17 protein-coding genes are annotated in these 19764 nt (G+C 61.2%); 2 read left to right on the top strand and 15 right to left on the bottom strand.

Annotation, left to right across the window (positions count from 1 at the left end; translation table 11 throughout):
- Positions 1-6: 6 nt before the first annotated feature.
- Positions 7-870 (bottom strand): 16S rRNA (cytidine(1402)-2'-O)-methyltransferase, encoded by an 864-nt coding sequence (rsmI, locus tag BMZ91_RS16525; RefSeq protein ID WP_092841253.1) that lies wholly within the window; start codon positions 868-870, stop codon positions 7-9.
- Between the two features lie 84 nt (positions 871-954).
- Between rsmI and BMZ91_RS16520 the strand changes: the two genes are divergently transcribed.
- Positions 955-2133: a penicillin-binding protein activator gene (locus tag BMZ91_RS16520; protein WP_092841408.1), complete on the top strand. Its 1179-nt coding sequence runs from the start codon at positions 955-957 to the stop codon at positions 2131-2133.
- A 37-nt stretch (positions 2134-2170) separates the two neighbouring features.
- On the top strand, positions 2171-4936 hold the full coding sequence (locus BMZ91_RS16515; protein WP_092841251.1) for a [protein-PII] uridylyltransferase: 2766 nt from the start codon (positions 2171-2173) through the stop codon (positions 4934-4936).
- Positions 4937-5053: 117 nt separating this feature from the next.
- Here the strand turns inward: BMZ91_RS16515 and folD are convergent, their stop codons facing one another.
- The 14 genes from folD to BMZ91_RS16445 all read right to left on the bottom strand — a co-directional run bounded on the left by folD (position 5054) and on the right by BMZ91_RS16445 (position 19698).
- Positions 5054-5956, bottom strand: a complete 903-nt coding sequence (gene folD, locus BMZ91_RS16510) for a bifunctional methylenetetrahydrofolate dehydrogenase/methenyltetrahydrofolate cyclohydrolase FolD (RefSeq protein WP_092841249.1) — start codon at positions 5954-5956, stop codon at positions 5054-5056.
- Positions 5957-6034: 78 nt separating this feature from the next.
- A complete protein-coding gene (locus tag BMZ91_RS16505; protein WP_092841248.1) occupies positions 6035-7711 on the bottom strand; it encodes a formate--tetrahydrofolate ligase in 1677 nt (558 codons plus the stop codon).
- A 159-nt stretch (positions 7712-7870) separates the two neighbouring features.
- Positions 7871-8476, bottom strand: a complete 606-nt coding sequence (locus tag BMZ91_RS16500; RefSeq protein ID WP_092841246.1) for an MOSC domain-containing protein — start codon at positions 8474-8476, stop codon at positions 7871-7873.
- 78 nt (positions 8477-8554) lie between these two features.
- Positions 8555-9340 (bottom strand): methyltransferase domain-containing protein, encoded by a 786-nt coding sequence (locus BMZ91_RS16495; protein ID WP_092841243.1) that lies wholly within the window; start codon positions 9338-9340, stop codon positions 8555-8557.
- On the bottom strand, positions 9337-11256 hold the full coding sequence (ftsH, locus tag BMZ91_RS16490) for an ATP-dependent zinc metalloprotease FtsH (protein ID WP_092841241.1): 1920 nt from the start codon (positions 11254-11256) through the stop codon (positions 9337-9339). The genes BMZ91_RS16495 and ftsH overlap by 4 nt, the downstream gene beginning before the upstream one ends.
- A 79-nt stretch (positions 11257-11335) precedes the next feature.
- Positions 11336-12592, bottom strand: a complete 1257-nt coding sequence (gene tilS / locus BMZ91_RS16485; RefSeq protein WP_092841239.1) for a tRNA lysidine(34) synthetase TilS — start codon at positions 12590-12592, stop codon at positions 11336-11338.
- On the bottom strand, positions 12589-13422 hold the full coding sequence (gene ybgF, locus BMZ91_RS16480; RefSeq protein WP_092841237.1) for a tol-pal system protein YbgF: 834 nt from the start codon (positions 13420-13422) through the stop codon (positions 12589-12591). Before ybgF ends, tilS begins: the two co-directional genes overlap by 4 nt.
- A 14-nt stretch (positions 13423-13436) precedes the next feature.
- A complete protein-coding gene (gene pal / locus BMZ91_RS16475) occupies positions 13437-13940 on the bottom strand; it encodes a peptidoglycan-associated lipoprotein Pal (RefSeq protein WP_092841406.1) in 504 nt (167 codons plus the stop codon).
- Positions 13941-14018: 78 nt separating this feature from the next.
- On the bottom strand, positions 14019-15344 hold the full coding sequence (tolB, locus tag BMZ91_RS16470; protein WP_092841235.1) for a Tol-Pal system beta propeller repeat protein TolB: 1326 nt from the start codon (positions 15342-15344) through the stop codon (positions 14019-14021).
- The gene (locus BMZ91_RS16465; protein WP_092841233.1) at positions 15341-16459 is read right to left on the bottom strand and encodes an energy transducer TonB; all 1119 of its coding nucleotides are present in this window, start codon (positions 16457-16459) and stop codon (positions 15341-15343) included. The genes tolB and BMZ91_RS16465 overlap by 4 nt, the downstream gene beginning before the upstream one ends.
- A gap of 11 nt (positions 16460-16470) precedes the next feature.
- A complete protein-coding gene (gene tolR / locus BMZ91_RS16460; protein ID WP_092841231.1) occupies positions 16471-16944 on the bottom strand; it encodes a protein TolR in 474 nt (157 codons plus the stop codon).
- A gap of 3 nt (positions 16945-16947) precedes the next feature.
- Positions 16948-17643 (bottom strand): protein TolQ, encoded by a 696-nt coding sequence (gene tolQ, locus BMZ91_RS16455; RefSeq protein WP_092841229.1) that lies wholly within the window; start codon positions 17641-17643, stop codon positions 16948-16950.
- Positions 17644-17755: 112 nt separating this feature from the next.
- The gene (ybgC, locus tag BMZ91_RS16450; RefSeq protein ID WP_281243387.1) at positions 17756-18127 is read right to left on the bottom strand and encodes a tol-pal system-associated acyl-CoA thioesterase; all 372 of its coding nucleotides are present in this window, start codon (positions 18125-18127) and stop codon (positions 17756-17758) included.
- A gap of 438 nt (positions 18128-18565) precedes the next feature.
- Positions 18566-19698 (bottom strand): IS3 family transposase gene (locus tag BMZ91_RS16445; RefSeq protein ID WP_245736442.1). Its coding sequence is split into 2 segments (ribosomal slippage): positions 18566-19419 and positions 19419-19698, totalling 1134 coding nucleotides; the frame shifts between segments, so codons are not numbered across the junction.
- Positions 19699-19764: the final 66 nt, after the last annotated feature.

Here is a 19764-nt window from a genome sequence, read left to right as displayed (position 1 = left end):
CATCCCCTAACCTTCAGCTGCCAGTCGCAGCGCGCGCTGATAGACCTGTCGTCGTGGCAGGCCAAGCTCGGCCGTCACCGCATCGGCCGCGTCGCGTACCGACAGCCGCCCAAGCGCCTTGCTCAGGGCTAGGTCTAGATCCTCTTCGCTAACATTTACTGAACGCCCGCGATCAATGATCACCACGATCTCGCCCTTCGGCGGGCTTTCGGCACAGCTCGCGGCCAGCGCGTCAAGCGTCCCGCGCCGGACCTCTTCGAATTTCTTGGTCAATTCCCGGCACATCGCCGCCTCGCGCGCACCGCCCAGAACCAGCGCCGCATCGCGCAGCATTGCCGCCACCCGCTTGGGTGATTCGTAAAACACCAGCGTCGCGGGCACGCCCGCCAATTCGCCCAACACGGTTTTGCGCTTGCCCGAGGCATTGGGCAAGAACCCCGCGAACAAGAACCGATCCGTCGGCAGGCCCGCCAGCGTCAGCGCGGTGATCACCGCCGAAGGCCCCGGCGCCGAGATAAGATCATAGCCTTCGCCCACCGCCGCGCGCCCCAGATCGAAACCGGGATCGGCCACCATCGGCGTGCCGGCCTCAGAGGCGTACACAACCGATTTCCCCTCGGCCAAAGCCGAGAGAATGCGCGGGCGCATGCGCTCGCCGTTGTGGTCGTGATAGGCCCAGAGCGGCCGCTCGCCCACCGCCACACCGTGAATATCCATCAGATGGCGCAGGCTTCTGGTGTCTTCGGCGGCGATCACGTCGGCCGAAGCCAGGATATCAAGCGCGCGCAGCGTGATGTCGCGCGCGGTGCCGATCGGTGTCGCGATCAGGTACAGGCCGGGGGCCAGTTTCTGCTTGTTAAGATTCACCACTGGACCCGCCCTCTCTGACGTTTATTATCGCCCGCAATCGCGTCTGGCCTCTGGCAAAGCGCAAAAAGGGAGTGAGACACTATGATGTTCGCCGTTTTATCCGTTATCCGCAAGCCATTCACCCGCCTCTTTGTGGTCTTCGCTGCATTCTGGCTGGCCGCCTGTCAACCTGTATCAATGACCAATACCGGCGGCGCGAGGACAACGTCCGGCGCGCCGATTGCCGTGGCGCTTTTGGTGCCGCATGGCTCTGCGAGCCCACAGGAACAGCAATTGGCGCGTGATCTTGAAAATGCGGCGCGCCTTGCGGTGTCCGATCTGGCGGGTGTCAAGATCGACCTGCGGGTCTATGGCACAGCCGGTCAACCGGTGCAGGCGCAATCCGCCGCCCTCAACGCCGTGGCCGATGGCGCGCGCATTATCGTCGGCCCGCTGCACGCCGAATCGGCCAATGCCGTGGCGGTCGCCGTGGCCAACAAGAACGTGAACGTTCTGGCGTTTTCGAACAATCCCACCATCGCGGGCGGCAACCTTTTCATTCTCGGCCAGACCTTTCAGACCACGGCGAACCGGCTTGCCAGTTTCGCCACCCGTCAGGGAAAATCGCGGATCATGGCGGTTTATTCCAACAACCTCGCTGGTCAGCTTGGCCGCGCCGCCATCGAACAGGCCGTGCGCGACAATGGTGCGACCCTTGCGGGCAGCATCGGCTATGAATTCTCGCAACAGGGCGTGGTCAGCGCCATCCCGGCCATCCGCACCGCCGCCGAAACCAACGCCGCCGATGCGATCTTCATGACCGCCAACACCGCCGGCGCGCTGCCGCTGTTTTCACAGATGCTGCCGGAATCCGGGCTTGGCCCCGACAGGATGCAGTATATCGGCCTCGCCCGTTGGGATACCCCGCGCCAGACGCTGGACCTGCCCGGCGTTCAGGGGGGCTGGTTCGCGCTGCCCGACCCGCAGCGCACCGCACAGTTCAACAGCCGCTTTCAGGCCGCCAATGGCAACACCCCCCACCCGATTGCCGGGCTTGCCTATGACGGGATTGCCGCCGTTGGTGCGCTTGTCAAATCCAACAAACGCGAAGCCTTGGGCCGCAATGCCCTCACGCAATCGGCCGGGTTTCAGGGCGTGAACGGCGTCTTCCGCCTGCGCGCGGATGGCAGCAACGAACGCGGGTTGGCAGTGGCCACGATCCGCAACAAACAGGTCGTCATCCTGTCACCGGCCCCGCAAAGCTTTGGCGGCGCAGGGTTTTGAGGGCGCAGGGTTTTAGCAGAGGCCAGACAGCCATAACATGACACAAACGATTACCCGCCGGGACGATCTGATTTGTCCGGCCGACGATATCTTTCACATCAGCGACGTCGAGACGCGGCTTGCACAGGCCGTCAGCGACAGCGGCGGTGACATGACTGCGCTGCGCGCCGCCGTGGTCGAATTGCTCGGTGCCGAAATGAAACGTGGCCGCGAGGCGATTGCCACGGGCTTTGCCGCGCACCCGTTCGCGGCGCGCCCGGTGACCCGCGCCTATTGCTGGCTGACCGATTGCGTGATCCTGACCGTGCTTGACGTGGCCACCCGGGTGATGCATCCGCTGCCCAACCCGACCGAGGCCGAGCGCCTTGCGGTCTTTGCCGTGGGCGGATACGGGCGCGGCGAAATGGCGCCGCAATCGGATGTCGATCTGTTGTTTCTCACGCCCTACAAAATCACCCCCTGGGCCGAGAGCGTCATTGAATCGATGCTCTATATCCTCTGGGATCTGCGCCTAAAGGTCGGCCATGCAAGCCGCACGATCCGCGATTGCCTGCGCCTTGGCGCCGAGGATTACACGATCCGCACCGCCCTGTTGGAAAACCGCCACCTGGCGGGCGATACCAAGCTGGCCGACGATCTGAACCAGAGGCTCTGGGACGAACTTTTCAAAGGCACCGAGCGCGACTTTACCGAGGCCAAGCTTGCCGAGCGTGACGCCCGCCACGAAAAACAGGGCGAGCGCTATATGGTCGAGCCCAATGTCAAAGAGGGCAAGGGCGGCTTGCGCGATCTGCAATCGCTGTTCTGGATCGCCAAGTATCTGCACCGCGTCACCGACGTCAGCGAGCTTGTGGCGCTTGGCATGTTCACCGATGATGAATTCAGCACCTTCGCCAAGGCCGAGAATTTTCTCTGGGCGGTGCGTTGTCATCTGCATCTGATCACCACGCGACCGAATGACCAGCTGACCTTTGACATGCAGGTCGAGGTCGCCGAGCGCATGGGGTATGCCGATACGGCCGGACGGCGCGGCGTGGAAATCTTCATGCAGGAGTATTTCCGTCATGCCACCGCCGTGGGCGATCTGACCCGGATTTTCCTGACCAAGCTTGAAGCGACACAAATCAAGTCAGAGCCGCTTTTGCAGCGCCTGTTCCGGCGACGAAAGAAGCTCAAGGAGGGTTATACCGAGGTGCATGGCCGATTGGCGATTGTCGATGACGCCGCGTTTCTGTCCGATCCTCTGAACCTGTTGCGGCTGTTCGAAGAGGCGCTGCGCACCGGGCTTTTGATCCATCCCGATGCGATGCTTCTGGTCACCGCCAACCTGAACTTGATCAACGATGCGATGCGCAATGACGCACGCGCGCGCAAGCTGTTCCTTGATCTGCTGCTCAAGCATGGCAATCCCGAACGCGCGCTGCGCCGGATGAACGAGCTTGGCGTTCTGTCGGCCTTCATCCCCGAGTTCGAGCCGATCGTCGCGATGATGCAGTTCAACATGTATCACCATTACACCGTTGACGAACATATCATCCAATGCATTAGCCATCTCGCCCAGATCGAGCGCAACGAGCTGATCGAGGAACTGCCGGTGTCCTCGACGATCCTGAAAGAGGGCCTCAACCGCCGGGTGCTTTATGTGGCGCTGTTGCTGCATGATATCGGCAAGGGCCGGGACGAGGATCACTCGATCCTCGGCGCTAGGATCGCGCGCAAGGTGGCGCCGCGCCTTGGGCTCAAGCCGAAAGAGGTCGACACCGTGGAGTGGCTGGTGCGTTATCACCTCCTGATGTCGGACATGGCGCAGAAACGCGATATCGCCGATCCGCGCACGGTGCGTGATTTCGCCAAGGCGGTGCAGACCCGCGAGCGGCTTGATCTGTTGCTTTTGCTTACTGTCTGCGACATCCGCGGCGTCGGGCCGGGCACCTGGAACAACTGGAAGGCCTCGCTGCTGCGCGCGCTTTACCGCCAGACCCGGCGCGCCATGGAAGGCGGGCTTGAGGATCTCAACCGCGAACAGCGCGGCTCGGATGCCAAGCGCAACCTGCGCGACGCCCTGAGCGACTGGGACGCCAAGGACATCAAGCGCGAGACAAGCCGCCATTACCCGCCCTATTGGCAGGGGTTGCATGTCACCGCCCACGAGGTCTTTGCCCGGCTTTTGCATGGCCTCGGTGACAATGATATCGCCGTCGATCTGCACCCCGATGAAGACCGCGATGCGACCCGCGCCTGTTTTGCCCTCGCCGATCATCCCGGCATCTTCTCGCGGCTGGCCGGGGCGCTGGCGCTTGTCGGGGCCAACGTGGTCGATGCGCGCACCTATACGTCAAAGGATGGCTTTGCCACGGCGGTGTTCTGGATTCAGGATGCCGATGGCCACCCGTTTGAATCGAGCCGTCTGCCACGTTTGCGCCAGATGATCCACAAGACGCTTCTGGGCGAGGTGGTGGCTCGGGACGCGATCAAGTCGCGCGACAAGCTCAAGAAACGCGAGCGTGCCTTCAGGGTGCCGACCCATATCACCTTTGATAATGACGGTTCGGAAATCTACACCATCATCGAGGTCGATACCCGTGACCGCCCGGCCCTGCTCTATGATCTGACGCGCACATTGGCCTCGAGCAATGTCTATATCGCCAGTGCGGTGATCGCGACCTTTGGCGAACAGGTGGTCGATACCTTTTATGTCAAGGACATGTTCGGCCTGAAATTCCACTCCGAGGCCAAGCGCGCCGCGCTGGAACGCAAATTGCGCAATGCCATCGTCGCCGGGGTTGAACAGGCCACAATGTAACCCTCCGACAAATGCGTAGGGTGGGTGAAACCCACGCCCCCCAAGGTCATCCCATGGCCATAGAAAACCCGGCAAGTGACCTCGCCGGGGGCTTTCTTTTGCTCTGGCCCGTCGCCCTCAGGCGGTCAGCCCCTCAGGCTCATCCAGCCCATTGGCGCGACAGCAGGCCGTGACGGTGTTGGCCAGCAGACAGGCAATGGTCATCGGCCCCACGCCGCCCGGCACCGGGGTGATCGCCCCGGCCACCCTGGACGCGCTCGCAAAATCGACATCGCCCACAAGGCGGGTCTTGCCCTCGCCTTTTTCAGGCGCGTCGATCCGGTTGATGCCCACATCAATCACCGTCGCCCCCGGCTTGATCCAATCGCCCGGCACCATCTCGGGGCGACCCACGGCCGCCACCACGATATCGGCGCGCCGCACCACATCGGCAATGTCCCTGGTCCGGCTATGGGCAATCGTCACGGTACAGCTATCGCCTAGCAACAACTGCGCCATCGGCTTGCCGACGATATTGCTGCGCCCAATCACAACCGCATCCATCCCCGACAGTGACCCGTGAAAATCCCGCAGCATCATCAGACAGCCAAGCGGCGTGCAGGGCACCATGGATTTCTGCCCGGTGCTCAACAATCCAACGTTGGAAATATGAAACCCGTCCACATCCTTGGCCGGATCAATCGCGTTGATCACAAGATCTTCGTCCAGATGCTTGGGCAGGGGCAGTTGCACCAGAATGCCATGCACCGCCGGGTCGCCGTTGAGCCGCTCAACCAGCGCCAGAAGATTAGCCTCGGATGTGTTCACATCAAGCTTGTGCTCAAACGATTGCATGCCCACTTCGACGGTCTGCTTGCCTTTTGAGCGCACATAAACCTGGCTGGCGGGATCTTCGCCCACAAGCACCACCGCAAGGCCGGGAACAATGTCGTGATCCGCCTTGAGCCGTGCCACATGGCCCGCCACCTTGTCCCGGATCGTGGCCGCAAAGGCCTTACCGTCAATAATCTGCGCCGTCATCTTTCTTCCTTCCCGCGTGGTGGGTTGCACCCACCCTACAGTCATTCCGTAGGGTGGGTGAAACCCACGCGTTTTGTCTTAGAACAGACCTTCGATCTGGCCACCGTCATTGAGGTGGATGTTCTCAGCCGCCGGCTTGCTTGGCAAGCCCGGCATGGTCATGATCTCACCGCAGACCGCGACGATAAACCCGGCGCCCGCGCTCAGGCGCACTTCACGCACCGGCACCGAATGCCCGGTCGGCGCGCCGCGCACACTTGGGTCAGTGGTAAAGGAATACTGCGTCTTGGCCATGCAGATCGGAAGATTGCCATACCCCTGCTCTTCCCAAGCCTTGAGCTGATCACGGATTTTCTTGTCGGCAATCACCGCATCGGCGCGATAGATCCGCTTGGCGATGGTTTCCATCTTCTGGAACAGCGCCATGTCATCGCCGTAGAGCGGGGCAAAGTTGGCATTGCCCGCTTCGGCCACTTCGACCACCTTGCGCGCCAGCGGTTCCGAGCCTTCCGAGCCAAGCTCCCAGTGACGCGACAGAACCGCCTCGGCACCATGCGTGGCCACAAAATCCTTCACGGCCGCAACTTCGGCCTCGGTATCGGTCACGAAATGGTTGATCGCCACAACCACCGGCACACCGAAAGATTTGATGTTCTCGATGTGACGGCCAAGGTTCGGACAGCCTGCCTTGACGGCCTCGACGTTCTCGGCCCCAAGATCGGCCTTTGCCACGCCACCATTCATCTTCATCGCGCGCACCGTGGCCACAAGCACCACGCAATCGGGCGCAAGACCGGCCTTGCGGCACTTTATGTTCATGAACTTCTCGGCGCCAAGATCGGCGCCAAATCCCGCCTCGGTGACCACATAATCGCTAATCTTGAGGGCGGTAGTGGTCGCAATAACCGAATTGCAGCCATGCGCGATATTTGCGAACGGACCGCCATGCACAAAGGCCGGGTTGTTTTCAAGCGTCTGCACCAGGTTCGGTTGCATCGCATCCTTGAGAAGCACGGTCATCGCGCCCTGCGCCTTGATATCGCGGCAGAACACCGGCGTGCGATCCCGGCGATAGGCGACGATCATGTCACCAAGACGCTTTTCCAGATCCTTCAGGTTCAGCGAGAGGCACAGGATCGCCATGACCTCAGAGGCCACAGTGATGTCAAAGCCACCCTCGCGCGGAAAACCGTTGGCCACACCGCCGAGCGAGACGTTGATCTGACGCAGGGCCCGGTCGTTCATGTCGACCACACGACGCCAGACAACCCGGCGCACGTCGATATCTTCTTCGTTACCCCAATAGATGTGGTTGTCGATCATCGCGCTCAACAGGCTGTGCGCCGAGGTAATCGCATGAAAATCGCCGGTGAAGTGAAGGTTCATATCCTCCATCGGAACAACCTGCGCATAGCCACCACCAGCGGCGCCGCCCTTCATCCCGAAATTCGGCCCAAGGCTCGCTTCGCGGATACAGACCGTCGCCTTCTGGCCAATCCGGTTCAGACCATCGCCCAGACCCACCGTGGTGGTGGTCTTGCCCTCACCCGCCGGCGTCGGGTTGATCGCGGTCACAAGGATCAGCTTGCCGTTCTTGTTGCCCTGAACCGAGGTGATGTAATCTTGGCTCACCTTGGCCTTGTCATGGCCGTATGGCAGAAGATGTTCACCCGGGATGCCAAGTTTTGCGCCGATCTCCTGAATCGGTTTCTTGTTGGCTTCACGCGCGATCTCGATGTCTGATTTATAGCTCATTTCTGGTCCTCATGCTGTCCGCAGGGCGGAGGGGTCTGGTTCGGCTATACCGAGTTTGACGCCCCATGCAGCACGCGAATCCGACACATCCCGCCTCGCTTGCGGCGGGATGCCGCAGTCCGGTTTCCGATCAGAAACCACCACCGCTCATCGGGCCTCTCAGCCCGCCTCGCCAAACAGCGGCAGCGCCCCCTGCCAGGCCCGCTGATCCGGGATATGCAGACGCAGGCGATCACCCACCACCAACCGCCCTTCCCGTTCGACCCAGGCGGTCACCCCGCGCCGCCCCTTGGCGGCTGATTTGAACGCCTTGCCAAAACCGGGATGCACACCGTCAATCACCTTGGCGGGCAATTGACAGGGGCGGTTTTCCATATCCACCACAAGGGTTACCCCATCCGCCCCCTGCAATCGCGACGAGGGCGGCAGATGGGTGAAATCCGGCAATCCCTCAACAGCGATCGACGCGCCGACCCAGGCCGGTTCAATCCGCTCCAGCCCCATGCTGGCGGCGATCAGCGCCAATTCCTCGGTGCTGACAATCGAAAATTGCCGTACATTTCGAATCACCGTATCGCGCGGATGCTGCAACAACACCCGGCTGCACGATGGCCGCGTCAGCCCGCCATGCTCTTCGCCCATTACCCCGGCAAACCCGACCGTCACCTCTTGTAACGGTTCCGCCTCAAGCGTGGTCGCCCGATTGGCCACCCGGCCAAGCCATGTGACCTTGCCCGAAAAATCGGTTGGCATCAGCGCCGGCATGCCCGCTCTCCCAGATATCTGAAGCCAGTGCTTCTTCTTGGCAAAAATACTCGCCCCGCAGGGCCGCCCTGCCCCCGCCTAAACGGTCAGGGTGAAAAACAGCCGCCGGAACGGGAACAACACCGTGCCATCGGCCCGCACCGGATAGGCCGCCTGCATCACCTCTTCATAGCGGCGAATGAGATCCGCCTTTTCCTCAGGCTCAAGCGCGGCCAGAACCGGACGCGCATAGGTGCTCTCGGTATAGCGGCGCACCGGGTGGCTACCGGCTTCGGCGGTCAGACGCTGATAGTAATCGGTTTCCCAAAGGCGAAACTGGCCAAGCGGGGCCAGCAATTCCTCGTATTTCACCGGAGCCATGACACCGGGTGTGCCCATTTTCTCGACCCGTCCGGGAAACAGCTCCTCCACCAGACTAAGCCAGACGCGATGCGACGGCGCCTTGTTCTGATGCGGCATCTGCACGGCGAGCGTGCCGCCCTTGCCAAGCATCCGCGCCAGTCGCGGCATCAATGCCTCATGCCCGCCGACCCAATGCAGCGCCGCGTTGGAAAAGATAAGCCCCGGCGCACGCCTTGGGTGCCAGTCGTTGAAATCCGCCTGCTGAAGCGACGCATAGCCATTCGTCGCACGCGCCTTTTCAAGCATCGCCGGCGAGCCATCGACACCGATCACCTCGCGCCCACCTGCCCGCGCCCTGAGCGCATCCGCCATGGCGCCATTGCCACATCCAAGATCAACAATATCACCGGCGCCCATCTGGCCAACCGCGTTCAAAAGATCCAAGGCAGGGCGCAAACGCTGATCCCGGAACCTTGCATAGGCCCCGGGATTCCAATCAGCTTTTCCGGAAACGCCGCTCACGTTGACGGCTCAGGCTCCAGCCCGCCATCGCCTGGTGACGATTTGGGCTTGGTCTTCGGAATGGCGGTAACCGAGGGCTTGCTGCTCTCAGAGCTACCGCCGGTGTCGTCATCATCGGCCGCCGGCGGCTCGCCGCGCAGCACACGTTTGATTTCCTCGCCGGTCAGGGTTTCGTATTCCAAAAGCCCCTGCCCAAGACGTTCCCATTCGTCCTTGCGTTCGGTCAGGATTTTCTTGGCCGTCTGATAAGCCTCGTCGATCAGGCGTTTCACCTCATCCTCGATAAGCTCCTTGGTATGGGCCGAGATCGAAAATCCGCCGGCACCATTGCCCATATAGCCTTCATGCGCCTGCTCGTAATCGATGTTGCCGACCTTGTCGGACATGCCCCACCGCATCACCATCGCGCGCGCCAGACCGCTGGCCTGCTGAATGTCTCCGGCCGGGCCATTGCTCACATCATCCTCACCGTATTTGAGGATTTCGGCGGCCTTGCCGGCCATGGTCATCGCCAGCTTTTGCTCGCATTCCGAGCGATGCCAGTTGAGCCGGTCAATTTCGGGAAGGCTAACCACCATGCCAAGCGCACCACCACGCGGAATGATCGTGGCCTTGTAGACCGGATCGCATTTTGGCAGGGCAAGCCCGACCACCGCATGGCCGGCCTCATGATAGGCGGTCTTTTCCTTTTGATCGTCGGTCAGAACCATCGAGCGGCGCTCGGCCCCCATCATCACCTTGTCCTTGGCGTTTTCAAAGTCGACCATGGTCACAAACCGTCGCCCCACGCGTGCTGCGGTCAACGCGGCCTCGTTGACAAGGTTGGCAAGGTCAGCCCCCGAGAATCCCGGTGTGCCGCGCGCAATCAGGCGCAGATCCACATCCGGGCCAAGCGGCGTCTTGCGGGCATGCACCCCAAGGATCTTTTCGCGGCCCTTGATGTCTGGGTTGGGCACGGTCACCTGACGGTCAAAACGACCGGGGCGCAGCAACGCCGGGTCAAGAACATCCTTGCGGTTGGTGGCCGCGATGATGATCACCCCTTCATTGGCCTCAAACCCGTCCATTTCCACCAGAAGCTGGTTGAGGGTCTGTTCACGCTCGTCATTGCCGCCGCCATAACCGGCCCCACGATGGCGACCGACCGCGTCAATCTCGTCGATAAAGACGATACAGGGCGCGTTCTTCTTGGCCTGTTCAAACATGTCGCGCACCCGGCTTGCGCCGACGCCGACAAACATTTCCACAAAATCAGAGCCCGAGATGGTGAAGAACGGCACCCCTGCCTCGCCCGCAATTGCGCGCGCCAGAAGGGTTTTACCGGTGCCCGGCGGGCCAACAAGCAGCGCCCCCTTGGGGATCTTGCCGCCAAGGCGGCTGAACTTTTGCGGATTGCGCAGGAATTCGACGATCTCTTCAAGCTCTTCCTTGGCCTCGTCGATGCCGGCAACATCGTCAAAGGTCACCCGGCCATGCTTTTCGGTCAGCATCTTGGCCTTGGATTTGCCAAAGCCCATCGCGCCACCCTTGCCGCCGCCCTGCATGCGGTTCATGAAATAAATCCACACCCCGATCAACAGTAGGAAGGGCAGGAGCGAGACAAGGAAGGTCTGAAAGCCGGATTGTTCCTGGCTCTCGGCCTTGACCGGGATACCGGCGTCGATCAGGCGCTGCGTGATCTCGGCGTCCTCGGGCTTGATCGCGGCATAATCGGTGCCGTCGGTCGTGCGATAGCGCACGGTTTCGCCATCCAGGGTCACCTGGCTGACCGATCCGTCATCGACCGCAGCCACAAACTCGGAATAGGACACGGATCTGCTTTGCAGCGTATTGCCTGAGCCACTGAACAGATTGAACAGTGCCAGGATCAACAGGAACAATACCAGCCAGAAGGCGATATTTCTTGCGTTACCCAAGGAATCTCTCCTTAAAATTCGGTTGTCCTGCATCTATCACAGGACCCATGCCTGTTAAATAGAGATCACGTCTGTATCTTCAATGAGATAATAGCGTTTTGTAGAACTCTTGTTCATCGCGCAGCGCCCTGATCGACCAGCCATTGGCCCAGCCCGCGAGCGGTGCGGCCAGCAATTCATCGCCCAACCAGACCCCCGGTAGGGCCAGGGCCGTGCTGCGCGGTACTCCGCCGAGGCGCCAGTCGGGACAGGCGCGCAGGCCCGCCTCGCCCAATGCCGCCAATTCCGCGCCTGCCATATCCGGGCCACGGCCCACGCACCAGCGCCCGTCCCAGACATCGCCCACAGGCACGCGCAGATCAGCAACGGCCTTATATTCGCGAGTCACACGCAGCTCGCTCGTGGTGACGCTGAGCAAACAGCCCTGTAAGGTCATGCCGTTGCCGGCATATGCGGCGCTCAGAAATCCGTCCATCGCGCGCCCGCGCGGCCCATATTCCGCACCGCTGATCCAGCCAAGCATGGATTGCAACAACCGGCGCGCCACCTCGGGGCACAGCGCGGCAAAGCCGGCGCGCGTCAGCACCAGATCGCCCGCGTCGAACCGCAGGATTTCTTGCGCCGCATCAAAGGCATACCCATAAAGAGTGGTGCGCACATCGGTCATTTTTCGCGCCACATCGGCAAGGCCGTCAACGGTAATCCCCAAGGGATCGAGCGCGCGCAGCGCGGCGCGTGCGCGCGTCCTTGCATAGGTTCTGTCGTCATTTGTCGGGTCGTCAACCCAACCCACGTCCCGCGCGCGCAGCACTTCGCGAAGGGCCTCACGCCTCAGGCCAAGCATCGGGCGGTGAAACCAGACATCGCCCTGTTGCCACCGGGCGCGCATCGCCGAGAGCCCGTCAACGCCCGCCCCGCGCGCCAGCCGCATCAGAAAGGTTTCGGCCTGATCATCGCCCGTATGGCCAATGGCGATATCGCCAAGGCCCTGCGCCCCGGCCCAATCGACCATCAGGCGGTAGCGCGCGCGCCGGGCCTGATCGGGCAGGTTGCCCTGCCCGTCCCAGTCCTGCCAATGAAGGGTGTGATGTGAGATGCCGCGCGCGGCGCAAATCCGCGCCACCTCTGCGGCCTCATTCGCCGAGTCAGCGCGCAACCCGTGGTCAACGGTGACCGCAAGCACCTCTGGCCCGCCATTTTCCCACCAATCGCCAAGCAGCGTCAAAAGCGCCAGCGAATCGCTACCACCAGAGACGGCAACGCCAAGACGGCGCGGCGGGTCGGGCTGAAAATGCCCGGCGATCTGGTGCCAAAGCGCGGTCGCGTCTTGCGTCACTGACAGCCCAGGTTGGTCATCTCGCCCTGCGCGCGCGTCACCGAATCGGACTGTGGATAGCGCGCCGCGACCTGACCAAGCGTGACGCAGGCCTCATCCGTCTGCCCCAGACGGCCAAGCGAGCGCCCCAGCCGATAAAGCGCCTCTGGTGCCTCGGGACCATTCGGGTCGGCACTGAAGGTTTCAAGATAGGCGCGCGCCGCATCGCTTTGCTGGTTCGCCCCTTCCAGAGCCTCGCCGCGCATCAACCCCGCACGCCCCGACAACGGCCCACCGGGATAATCCGTCTGAAAGGCCGCAAACTGTGCGGCGGCCTCGGTGAATTGCCCGGCCTGAAGCGCCGCTTCGGCCCGCTCAAAATCGGCTTGCTCGCCAACCGCAAGCTGCGGGGTTTCATCATTTTGCACAGGGGTGACAAAACCGCCGCCGCCGCCGCCGGTGGCCGGTTCAACCCCGCCAAGGGTGCTGCCGGGCTCAAGCGTGCCGATATCGCAGGCCTCGTCCATCTCGCAGAGCCGGAATTCAAGATCGCCAACGCGATTGGTGCCATCGGTGACCACCCGGTCAATGCGAAACTCTAGCTCTTCGGTCTTCTTGGTCAGGCGCTGAACCTCGCTTTCGATCGCGTTGACGCGATCAACAAGCGATCCCCCACTGCCAAGTTGCCCCGCTGATCCGGTCGTGCTCAGCTCGCGCTTGAGCTTTTGCAGCTCGACGAACAGCACCGAAAGCTCTTGCCGGATATCGGCAATCGTCTCGCTTGATTGCGCGCTGGCTCCGGCAGGACCAAGTAGCGCGACGCAGATCAGCAGTTTGACAAAATGGCGCATGTGCCCCCCTTGGATCAGCTCGTGAGGCCTGCCGCGATGACCGTCACCGCGCGGCGGTTCTGGGCATAGCAGGCTTCGTTGCTGCAAATCTCGATCGGGCGTTCCTTGCCATAGCTGACCACCTTGAGGCGGCTTGCGGCAACCCCCTGGTTGACCAGATATTCATGCGCGGCATTGGCCCGGCGGGCGCCAAGCGCAAGGTTATATTCGCGCGTGCCCTGCTCATCGGCATGGCCTTCGATAATGGCGGTATATTCCGGGTTCGCCATCAGCCATTGCGCCTGACCGGCAAGGGTCGCTTGCGCCTCGCTGCCAATCGTGGACTGATCTACCGCAAACAGAACACGGTCGCCAACCGTCTGCTGGAAATAGGCCGGTGATCGCGGATCTTGCGGCGACCCCGACAGAGCCCCGCCGTTCAGATCAACCGTGTTGGTGTCGTCAAACCGGTCCGGATTGGTACAGGCCGCCAGCGACAGCCCCGCACAGAGAATAAGTGTTTTGCTCACATAGGTCATTTTTGCCCCGTTCATTATGGTCATGCTCTTGGCCCTTTTATCACAGCCCGCGCCCCAAGGAAACGCGCGCCGCACGGCTTAATTCTGCAAGGGTGACCACGACGGATCACTTGCCCCGGTCGAGGTCTGCACCTGCTTGAGATTGCGCCCGGTGATATCCACCGAGTAAAGGCTTGCCTGCCCCTGCGGCCCTTGGGTTTCGCGGGTGAACATGATCACCCGGCCATTCGGCGCCCATGTCGGGCCCTCATCCAGAAACGACGCCGTCAACAGGCGCTCTTCGCTACCATCGGTGCGCATCACGCCAATATGAAAACGGCCCTTGGATTGCTTGGTAAAGGCAATCAGATCGCCGCGCGGCGACCAGACCGGCGTGCCATAGCGGCCCTGACCAAAGCTGATCCGGCGCGCCTCGCCGCCATTGGCCGACATCACATAAAGCTGCGGCGTGCCAGAGCGGTCGCTCTCGAACACGATCTGGCTTCCATCGGGGCTAAAGCTTGGGGCGGTTTCAATTGAGGGCGCATCGGTCAGCCGCGCACTTGCGCCGCTGTTGATATCCATCCTGAAAATATCGCTGTTGCCGTTCTGCGTGAGCGAATAGACCACCGTGCGCCCATCCGGGCCAAAGCGTGGTGCAAAGCTCATCGTGCCGGGCTGGGTTTCCAGCGCCCGACGCCCGACACTGGCCACGTCAAGCACATAGATGCGCGGAAAGCCGGTTTCATAGCTGGTGTAAAGCACCCGGTCGCCGGTGGGCGAAAACCGCGGCGCAAGAACGATGCTTGAACTGTCGGTGAGATAGCTCACGTTGGCACCATCATAATCCATGATCGCCAGACGTTTGGCGCGTTTGTCCTTGGGGCCGCTTTCGCCCACGAACACCACGCGGCTATCGAAATAGCCGCCCTCGCCGGTGATCCGGGTGTAAACCTGATCGGCCACCTTATGGGCCATCCGCCGCCAGCCTTCCTGGGTGCCGACAAATTGCAATCCGCTGCCAAGTTCCTGCCCCGAAAAGACATCGTAAATCCGGAACCGCACCACAAGCTTGCCGGCGTTATCCACACTCACCGCGCCGGTGATCAGCGCCTGCGCATTGATCGCCTTCCAGTCGGCATATTGCACCGGGCTTTCAAAGCTGGTGATCTGGCTGATATGGGCCTCATTCGGAATTTCACGAAACAGCCCCGTCCCGCTCAGATCCGAGGCAATGACCCGCGCGATCCGACGACCGAAATCGGCCCCGGCGCTATTGTCCGAGACGAAGTCAGGCACCGCATAGGGCAGCGGCTCGATCACCCCTTCGGTGATCTCGATCCGAAGCGGGCCGTTGCTCTGCGCCACGGCAGGTAGGGCCCAAAGCGACAGGGCCATCAGGAGGGTCGCTAACATACGCATCATTTGATCCTCATTTTCTCCGGATTAAATGTCATTTCAATATCACGCCAGCTGTCGTATTTCTCAACCGGAAGGTCAAAGCCGCGCGCACCACAGCGGATGATCGCCCGGCGCGCCGCCTCGAACGCCTGTTTTGCCGCCGTATCGCCGCCGCCCGATGCGCTCAGCATACGGATCGAACCGTTATTGGGTTTGCCATCCTCGCCCATGCTTACCGCAACCACAACCGTTGTGCGCAGCGCGTCCGAACTCAGGCTGCCGACGTTCCAGCATTGCTGAACCGCAAGGCGCAACGCGTCCTTTTCACCCGACGTAAGCGGCGGCCCGCTTGGGCGGTCGTTGTTTTGCTGCGCGCCGCCAAGCGCCGCCGCAAGGGCATCGTTCACCGCCGACTTATCCGTTGCAGGCTTTTGGCGGCTGGGTTCGGGCGCAGGTTTCGGCGCCTCCTGCGCCGCTTCGGTGGCGCGGGCAGGCCGTGCCTTGGGCCGCATCGACACCGAGGGCGCGGCCTGTTCAAGCTTTTCGGCCTCGGTCACGATTTCGGTCGCGGCCTCTTCCGGCGCGGTGGCCTCGGCGGGTTCTTCAACAACCTCGGCGCCCTGATCGGGGGCCACCTCGGGGTTGGCCACATCATCAATCCTGACGTCCGGCTCGGGCGGGGCCACGGCCTCGGGGGCGACGCGCGGCGCAGGGCGCGGATTAGGGCGCGGCGAGACCTCTGGCACCATGGCCGCCATATCCTCTTGCGGCACCTCAAGCACCGGCGGCGCATCCGTCACCTCGGCAGGGTCCGGCGGCGTCATCTGCGACACATCGGGCACCGCATCGGGCGGCGGGCTATCGTTGGCCTCGGGTTGGGTCACCTCGGGGGGGGCATCGGCCGCCGACGACAGATCCGGCGCAAGATCGCCCGGCGCGGGCGGCTCTGGCGTGTCGACGCTGGCCACCGCCTCCGGGGCGCTGTCGCGGGCCAGGAGCGCGGCATACTCTTCGGTCGAAATGGCGGTGACTTCCGTCACCTCAAAGGGCAGCGGATCGGAGCGGAAAACACCACCGATCAGGGCCCAGCCGATCAATGCCAGATGGCCCGCCCCCGATATGATCTGACCGGTATTCACCAGATGCGCCCCTAGCCGCCCTGCCCGTCCAGCGCAGGCCCGCCGGTCTCTGTCACCAGACCGATATTGCCAAAACCGCCACGGTTCAGCGCGCCCATCACCTGCATCACCTCCGCATAGGGCACCGCGCCATCGGCGCGCAGGTAAACCCGCGTGCTGTCGCGCTCTGTTGCAATCGCGCGCAGGCGCGCCACAAGATCCTCGCGCGCCACCTCGGTGGTCTGGATCATCACAATGCCCTCACTGGTGATCGTCACGCTCAGCGGTTCTTCTTCCTCACCCGGAAGCGCATTGGCCGCCGTTTTCGGCAATTCCACCGGCACGCCCACGGTCATGAGCGGCGCCGCCACCATGAAAATGATCAACAGCACCAGCATCACGTCGACAAACGGCGTGACGTTGATTTCCGCCATCGGCCGCGACCGGCCCCGGCCCCGCCTGCGCCGACCGGTATCGCCGGATTTCTGAACGACACCCGCGCCCATGGCCTAGCTATCCAACTGACGGCTGAGGATGGTGGCGAATTCATCGGCAAAGGCCTCATAGCCTGCAACGATACGATCACTGTCCGCGCTCAGCTTGTTATAGAAAATAACCGCCGGGATCGCCGCCAACAGGCCCAGACCGGTGGCCAAAAGCGCCTCTGCAATGCCCGGCGCGACCACGGCAAGGTTGGTGTTCTGCTGCTCGGCGATATTGATGAAGGCATGCATGATGCCCCAGACCGTGCCGAACAGCCCGATAAACGGCGCGGTCGAGCCGACCGTCGCCAGCACCTGCAATCCGCCTTGCAAGCCTTCGGCCTCTTTGACGATCGCCACATCCATGCTGCGATCAATCCGCGCCGTCGCCCCGGCGATCAACCCGCCGTCATTGCGATGACTGCGTCGCCATTCCATCATGCCGGCGGCAAAAATACGCTCCGACTGGCCGTCGGGCTCTGCGCCGATCTCGTCAAACAGCGTGTCCAGCGGCTCGCCCGACCAGAACCGGCGGTCAAATATCTCGGCCTCGCGGCGGGCCTTGCGATAGGTGATGATCTTCTGCACGATGATCGACCAGGACCAGAACGAGGCCACGACCAGAATCAACATCACAAGTTTCACGATTAGGGTTGCGCGTGCAAATAGCGCCCACATGGAGAAATCCATCTCCTGTGCCAATGCCAGGGTTTCTGCTTCCATCTGCCTGCTCTTTATGGGTTGGCCATTTTTCCGGCCCTTTTGCGAGGCAAACTAGCCGATTTCCAGAGGGAAAGCCAACACATCCGCGTCATCATTGCGGGTTTCGGCCTGCTTAATGCAGGATCAGGCGGATATTTGCCGGCAAACGCGCCGGTTGACCCGCCTCATTGAGGCAAACAACCGTCACCACGGCCTGAAAAAGCAGGTCCGTACCGCGCCTCACCTGCTGTTCCATCACCAGCCGCGCGCCGGTCACCGCGTTTGTGCGGGTCTCGACCTCAAGCAGATCATCGAATTTCGCAGGTCCAAGATAATCCGCCTCGACCCGGCGCACCGCAAAGATCATGCCGTCGCGCTCGCGCATCGCATTCTGATCAATGCCCATGTCGCGCACCCAGGCGCTGCGCGCGCGCTCGATGTATTTAAGGTAATTGGCATGATAGACGATGCCGCCCATATCGGTATCTTCGTAATAAACACGGATCGCAAAGCGGTGAGTCCCTGAATTTAATGCTTTCGGATCTGGATTATTAATTTTTGATTTATTTTCTGACACTTGGCGCTTCAACTTCCATTTCCATCGAGTTCAACGATTTAAGAGTTCTTGCATTCTTTTCATCACAAATGGTCACAGATGGTGAACGATGTTTCATACAACGCAGGCTGAACGTTAAAGATATAGCACACATGACTGACCGCAGAAAACTCACTGATGCCTTCGCGAAGAAGCACTTCGAAGCCGGGAACCCAAGGGTAATTTGGGACACAATCCGAAGCGGGTTCGGACTGAAAGTGAACGCTAAGGGCCATGTGATCTGGATCGTGAAATTTAGAATCGGCACCGGGCGCTCAGCACGCACACAGAGGTGGTCCTGCTTTTTCGACCAGCTTGCAGCCCTGTTAAGATGGATCAGGGTTTCATTTATGCTGCTAATCTCATTGGTTCTGTTTTGCTGGCATAAGCCTCGTCCGGGGTCAATATGCCGTGCGTCGAATGGGGTCGCTCAGCGTTGTAATAGGTCAACCACTTTCTGATCCCCATCCGCATTTCTGAACCTGTTTCAAAAGCGTTCAGGTAGACGCATTCATACTTCAGAGATCGCCAAAGCCTTTCGATCATCCGGTTGTCACGCCATGCGCCTTTGCCGTCCATGCTGATCTTGATCTTTGCATCGGTCAGCACGTCGATCCAAGCACCGCTGGTGAACTGACTGCCTTGATCGCTATTGAAGATGTCCGGCGTGCCGTGCTTGGCCAAGGCCTCTTTCAGGGCCTCAACGCAGAAGTCCGCGTCCATGCTGTTGGACAACCGCCAGGCCAGCACCTTGCGGCTGTACCAGTCCATAATCGCCACGAGATACAAAAAGCCACGTCTCATAGGGATATAGGTGATATCTGCGCACCAGACTTGGTTCGGGCGGTCAATCACCACGTTTCTCAGTAAATACGGCCAGATCTTATGCTGCGGATGCTTCTTGCTGGTGTTCGGCTCCTGATAGATGGGAACCAAACGCATAAGGCGCATTAATCGTCGGACACGGTGCCTCCCGCATTTGCGGTTGTTGCGCTGCATGTAACGCGCCATTTGGCGTGATCCGTACCGCGGTGTTTCCAGGAACTGCTTGTCGATTATTTCCATAAACCGCAGGTTCTCGGCGCTTTCGCCGACAGGCTGATAGTAAAGCCGTGACCGCGATAGCTGCAACAGTTCGCACTGTTTACGCATACTTAACTTATTATCCCGGCTCACCATTTTTTGCCTCGCGTCCCGAGCAACTGATGCGAGGCTTCGGCCAAAAAATCACGCTCCACCACCAACTGGCCGATCTTGGAATGGAGTTTGTCCACTTCGGCGGCACTCACCTGTTCCCGCGCGGTTCCCCGTCGCGCAAAGGCTGTCGCCATGTTTTCAATTGCTGCCCGTTTCCAAGTGCCGATCTGGGTTGGGTGGACGCCGTACTTCTTCGACAACTCGGCCAGCGTCATCTCCTCACGGATCGCCTCAAGCGCAACCTTGGCCTTGAACTCGGGCGAATGGTTCTTTCGTTTCTTCATTCTGGATCACTTCTTTCGTCATGCGATCCACCTTAACAAATGGTCCAAATTTTCGCGACCACCTCT

Source organism: Roseovarius lutimaris (assembly GCF_900115165.1).
GTDB classification, from domain to species: Bacteria; Pseudomonadota; Alphaproteobacteria; order Rhodobacterales; family Rhodobacteraceae; genus Roseovarius; species Roseovarius lutimaris.
Note: the sequence above shows the minus strand (reverse complement) of the source record. Positions and strands in the feature narration are given on the sequence as shown.

Bases quoted from the DNA above. Each gene is read 5' to 3' on its own strand.
- BMZ91_RS16505 (WP_092841248.1), bottom strand. From the start codon at position 7,711: ATGAGCTATAAATCAGACATCGAGATCGCGCGTGAAGCCAACAAGAAA.
- pal (WP_092841406.1), bottom strand. From the start codon at position 13,940: ATGACCTATGTGAGCAAAACACTTATTCTCTGTGCGGGGCTGTCGCTG.
- tolR (WP_092841231.1), bottom strand. From the start codon at position 16,944: ATGGGCGCGGGTGTCGTTCAGAAATCCGGCGATACCGGTCGGCGCAGG.
- tolB (WP_092841235.1), bottom strand. From the start codon at position 15,344: ATGATGCGTATGTTAGCGACCCTCCTGATGGCCCTGTCGCTTTGGGCC.
- BMZ91_RS16520 (WP_092841408.1), top strand. From the start codon at position 955: ATGTTCGCCGTTTTATCCGTTATCCGCAAGCCATTCACCCGCCTCTTT.
- tolQ (WP_092841229.1), bottom strand. From the start codon at position 17,643: ATGGAAGCAGAAACCCTGGCATTGGCACAGGAGATGGATTTCTCCATG.
- BMZ91_RS16515 (WP_092841251.1), top strand. From the start codon at position 2,171: ATGACACAAACGATTACCCGCCGGGACGATCTGATTTGTCCGGCCGAC.
- BMZ91_RS16500 (WP_092841246.1), bottom strand. From the start codon at position 8,476: ATGCCGGCGCTGATGCCAACCGATTTTTCGGGCAAGGTCACATGGCTT.
- folD (WP_092841249.1), bottom strand. From the start codon at position 5,956: ATGACGGCGCAGATTATTGACGGTAAGGCCTTTGCGGCCACGATCCGG.
- ybgF (WP_092841237.1), bottom strand. From the start codon at position 13,422: ATGCGCCATTTTGTCAAACTGCTGATCTGCGTCGCGCTACTTGGTCCT.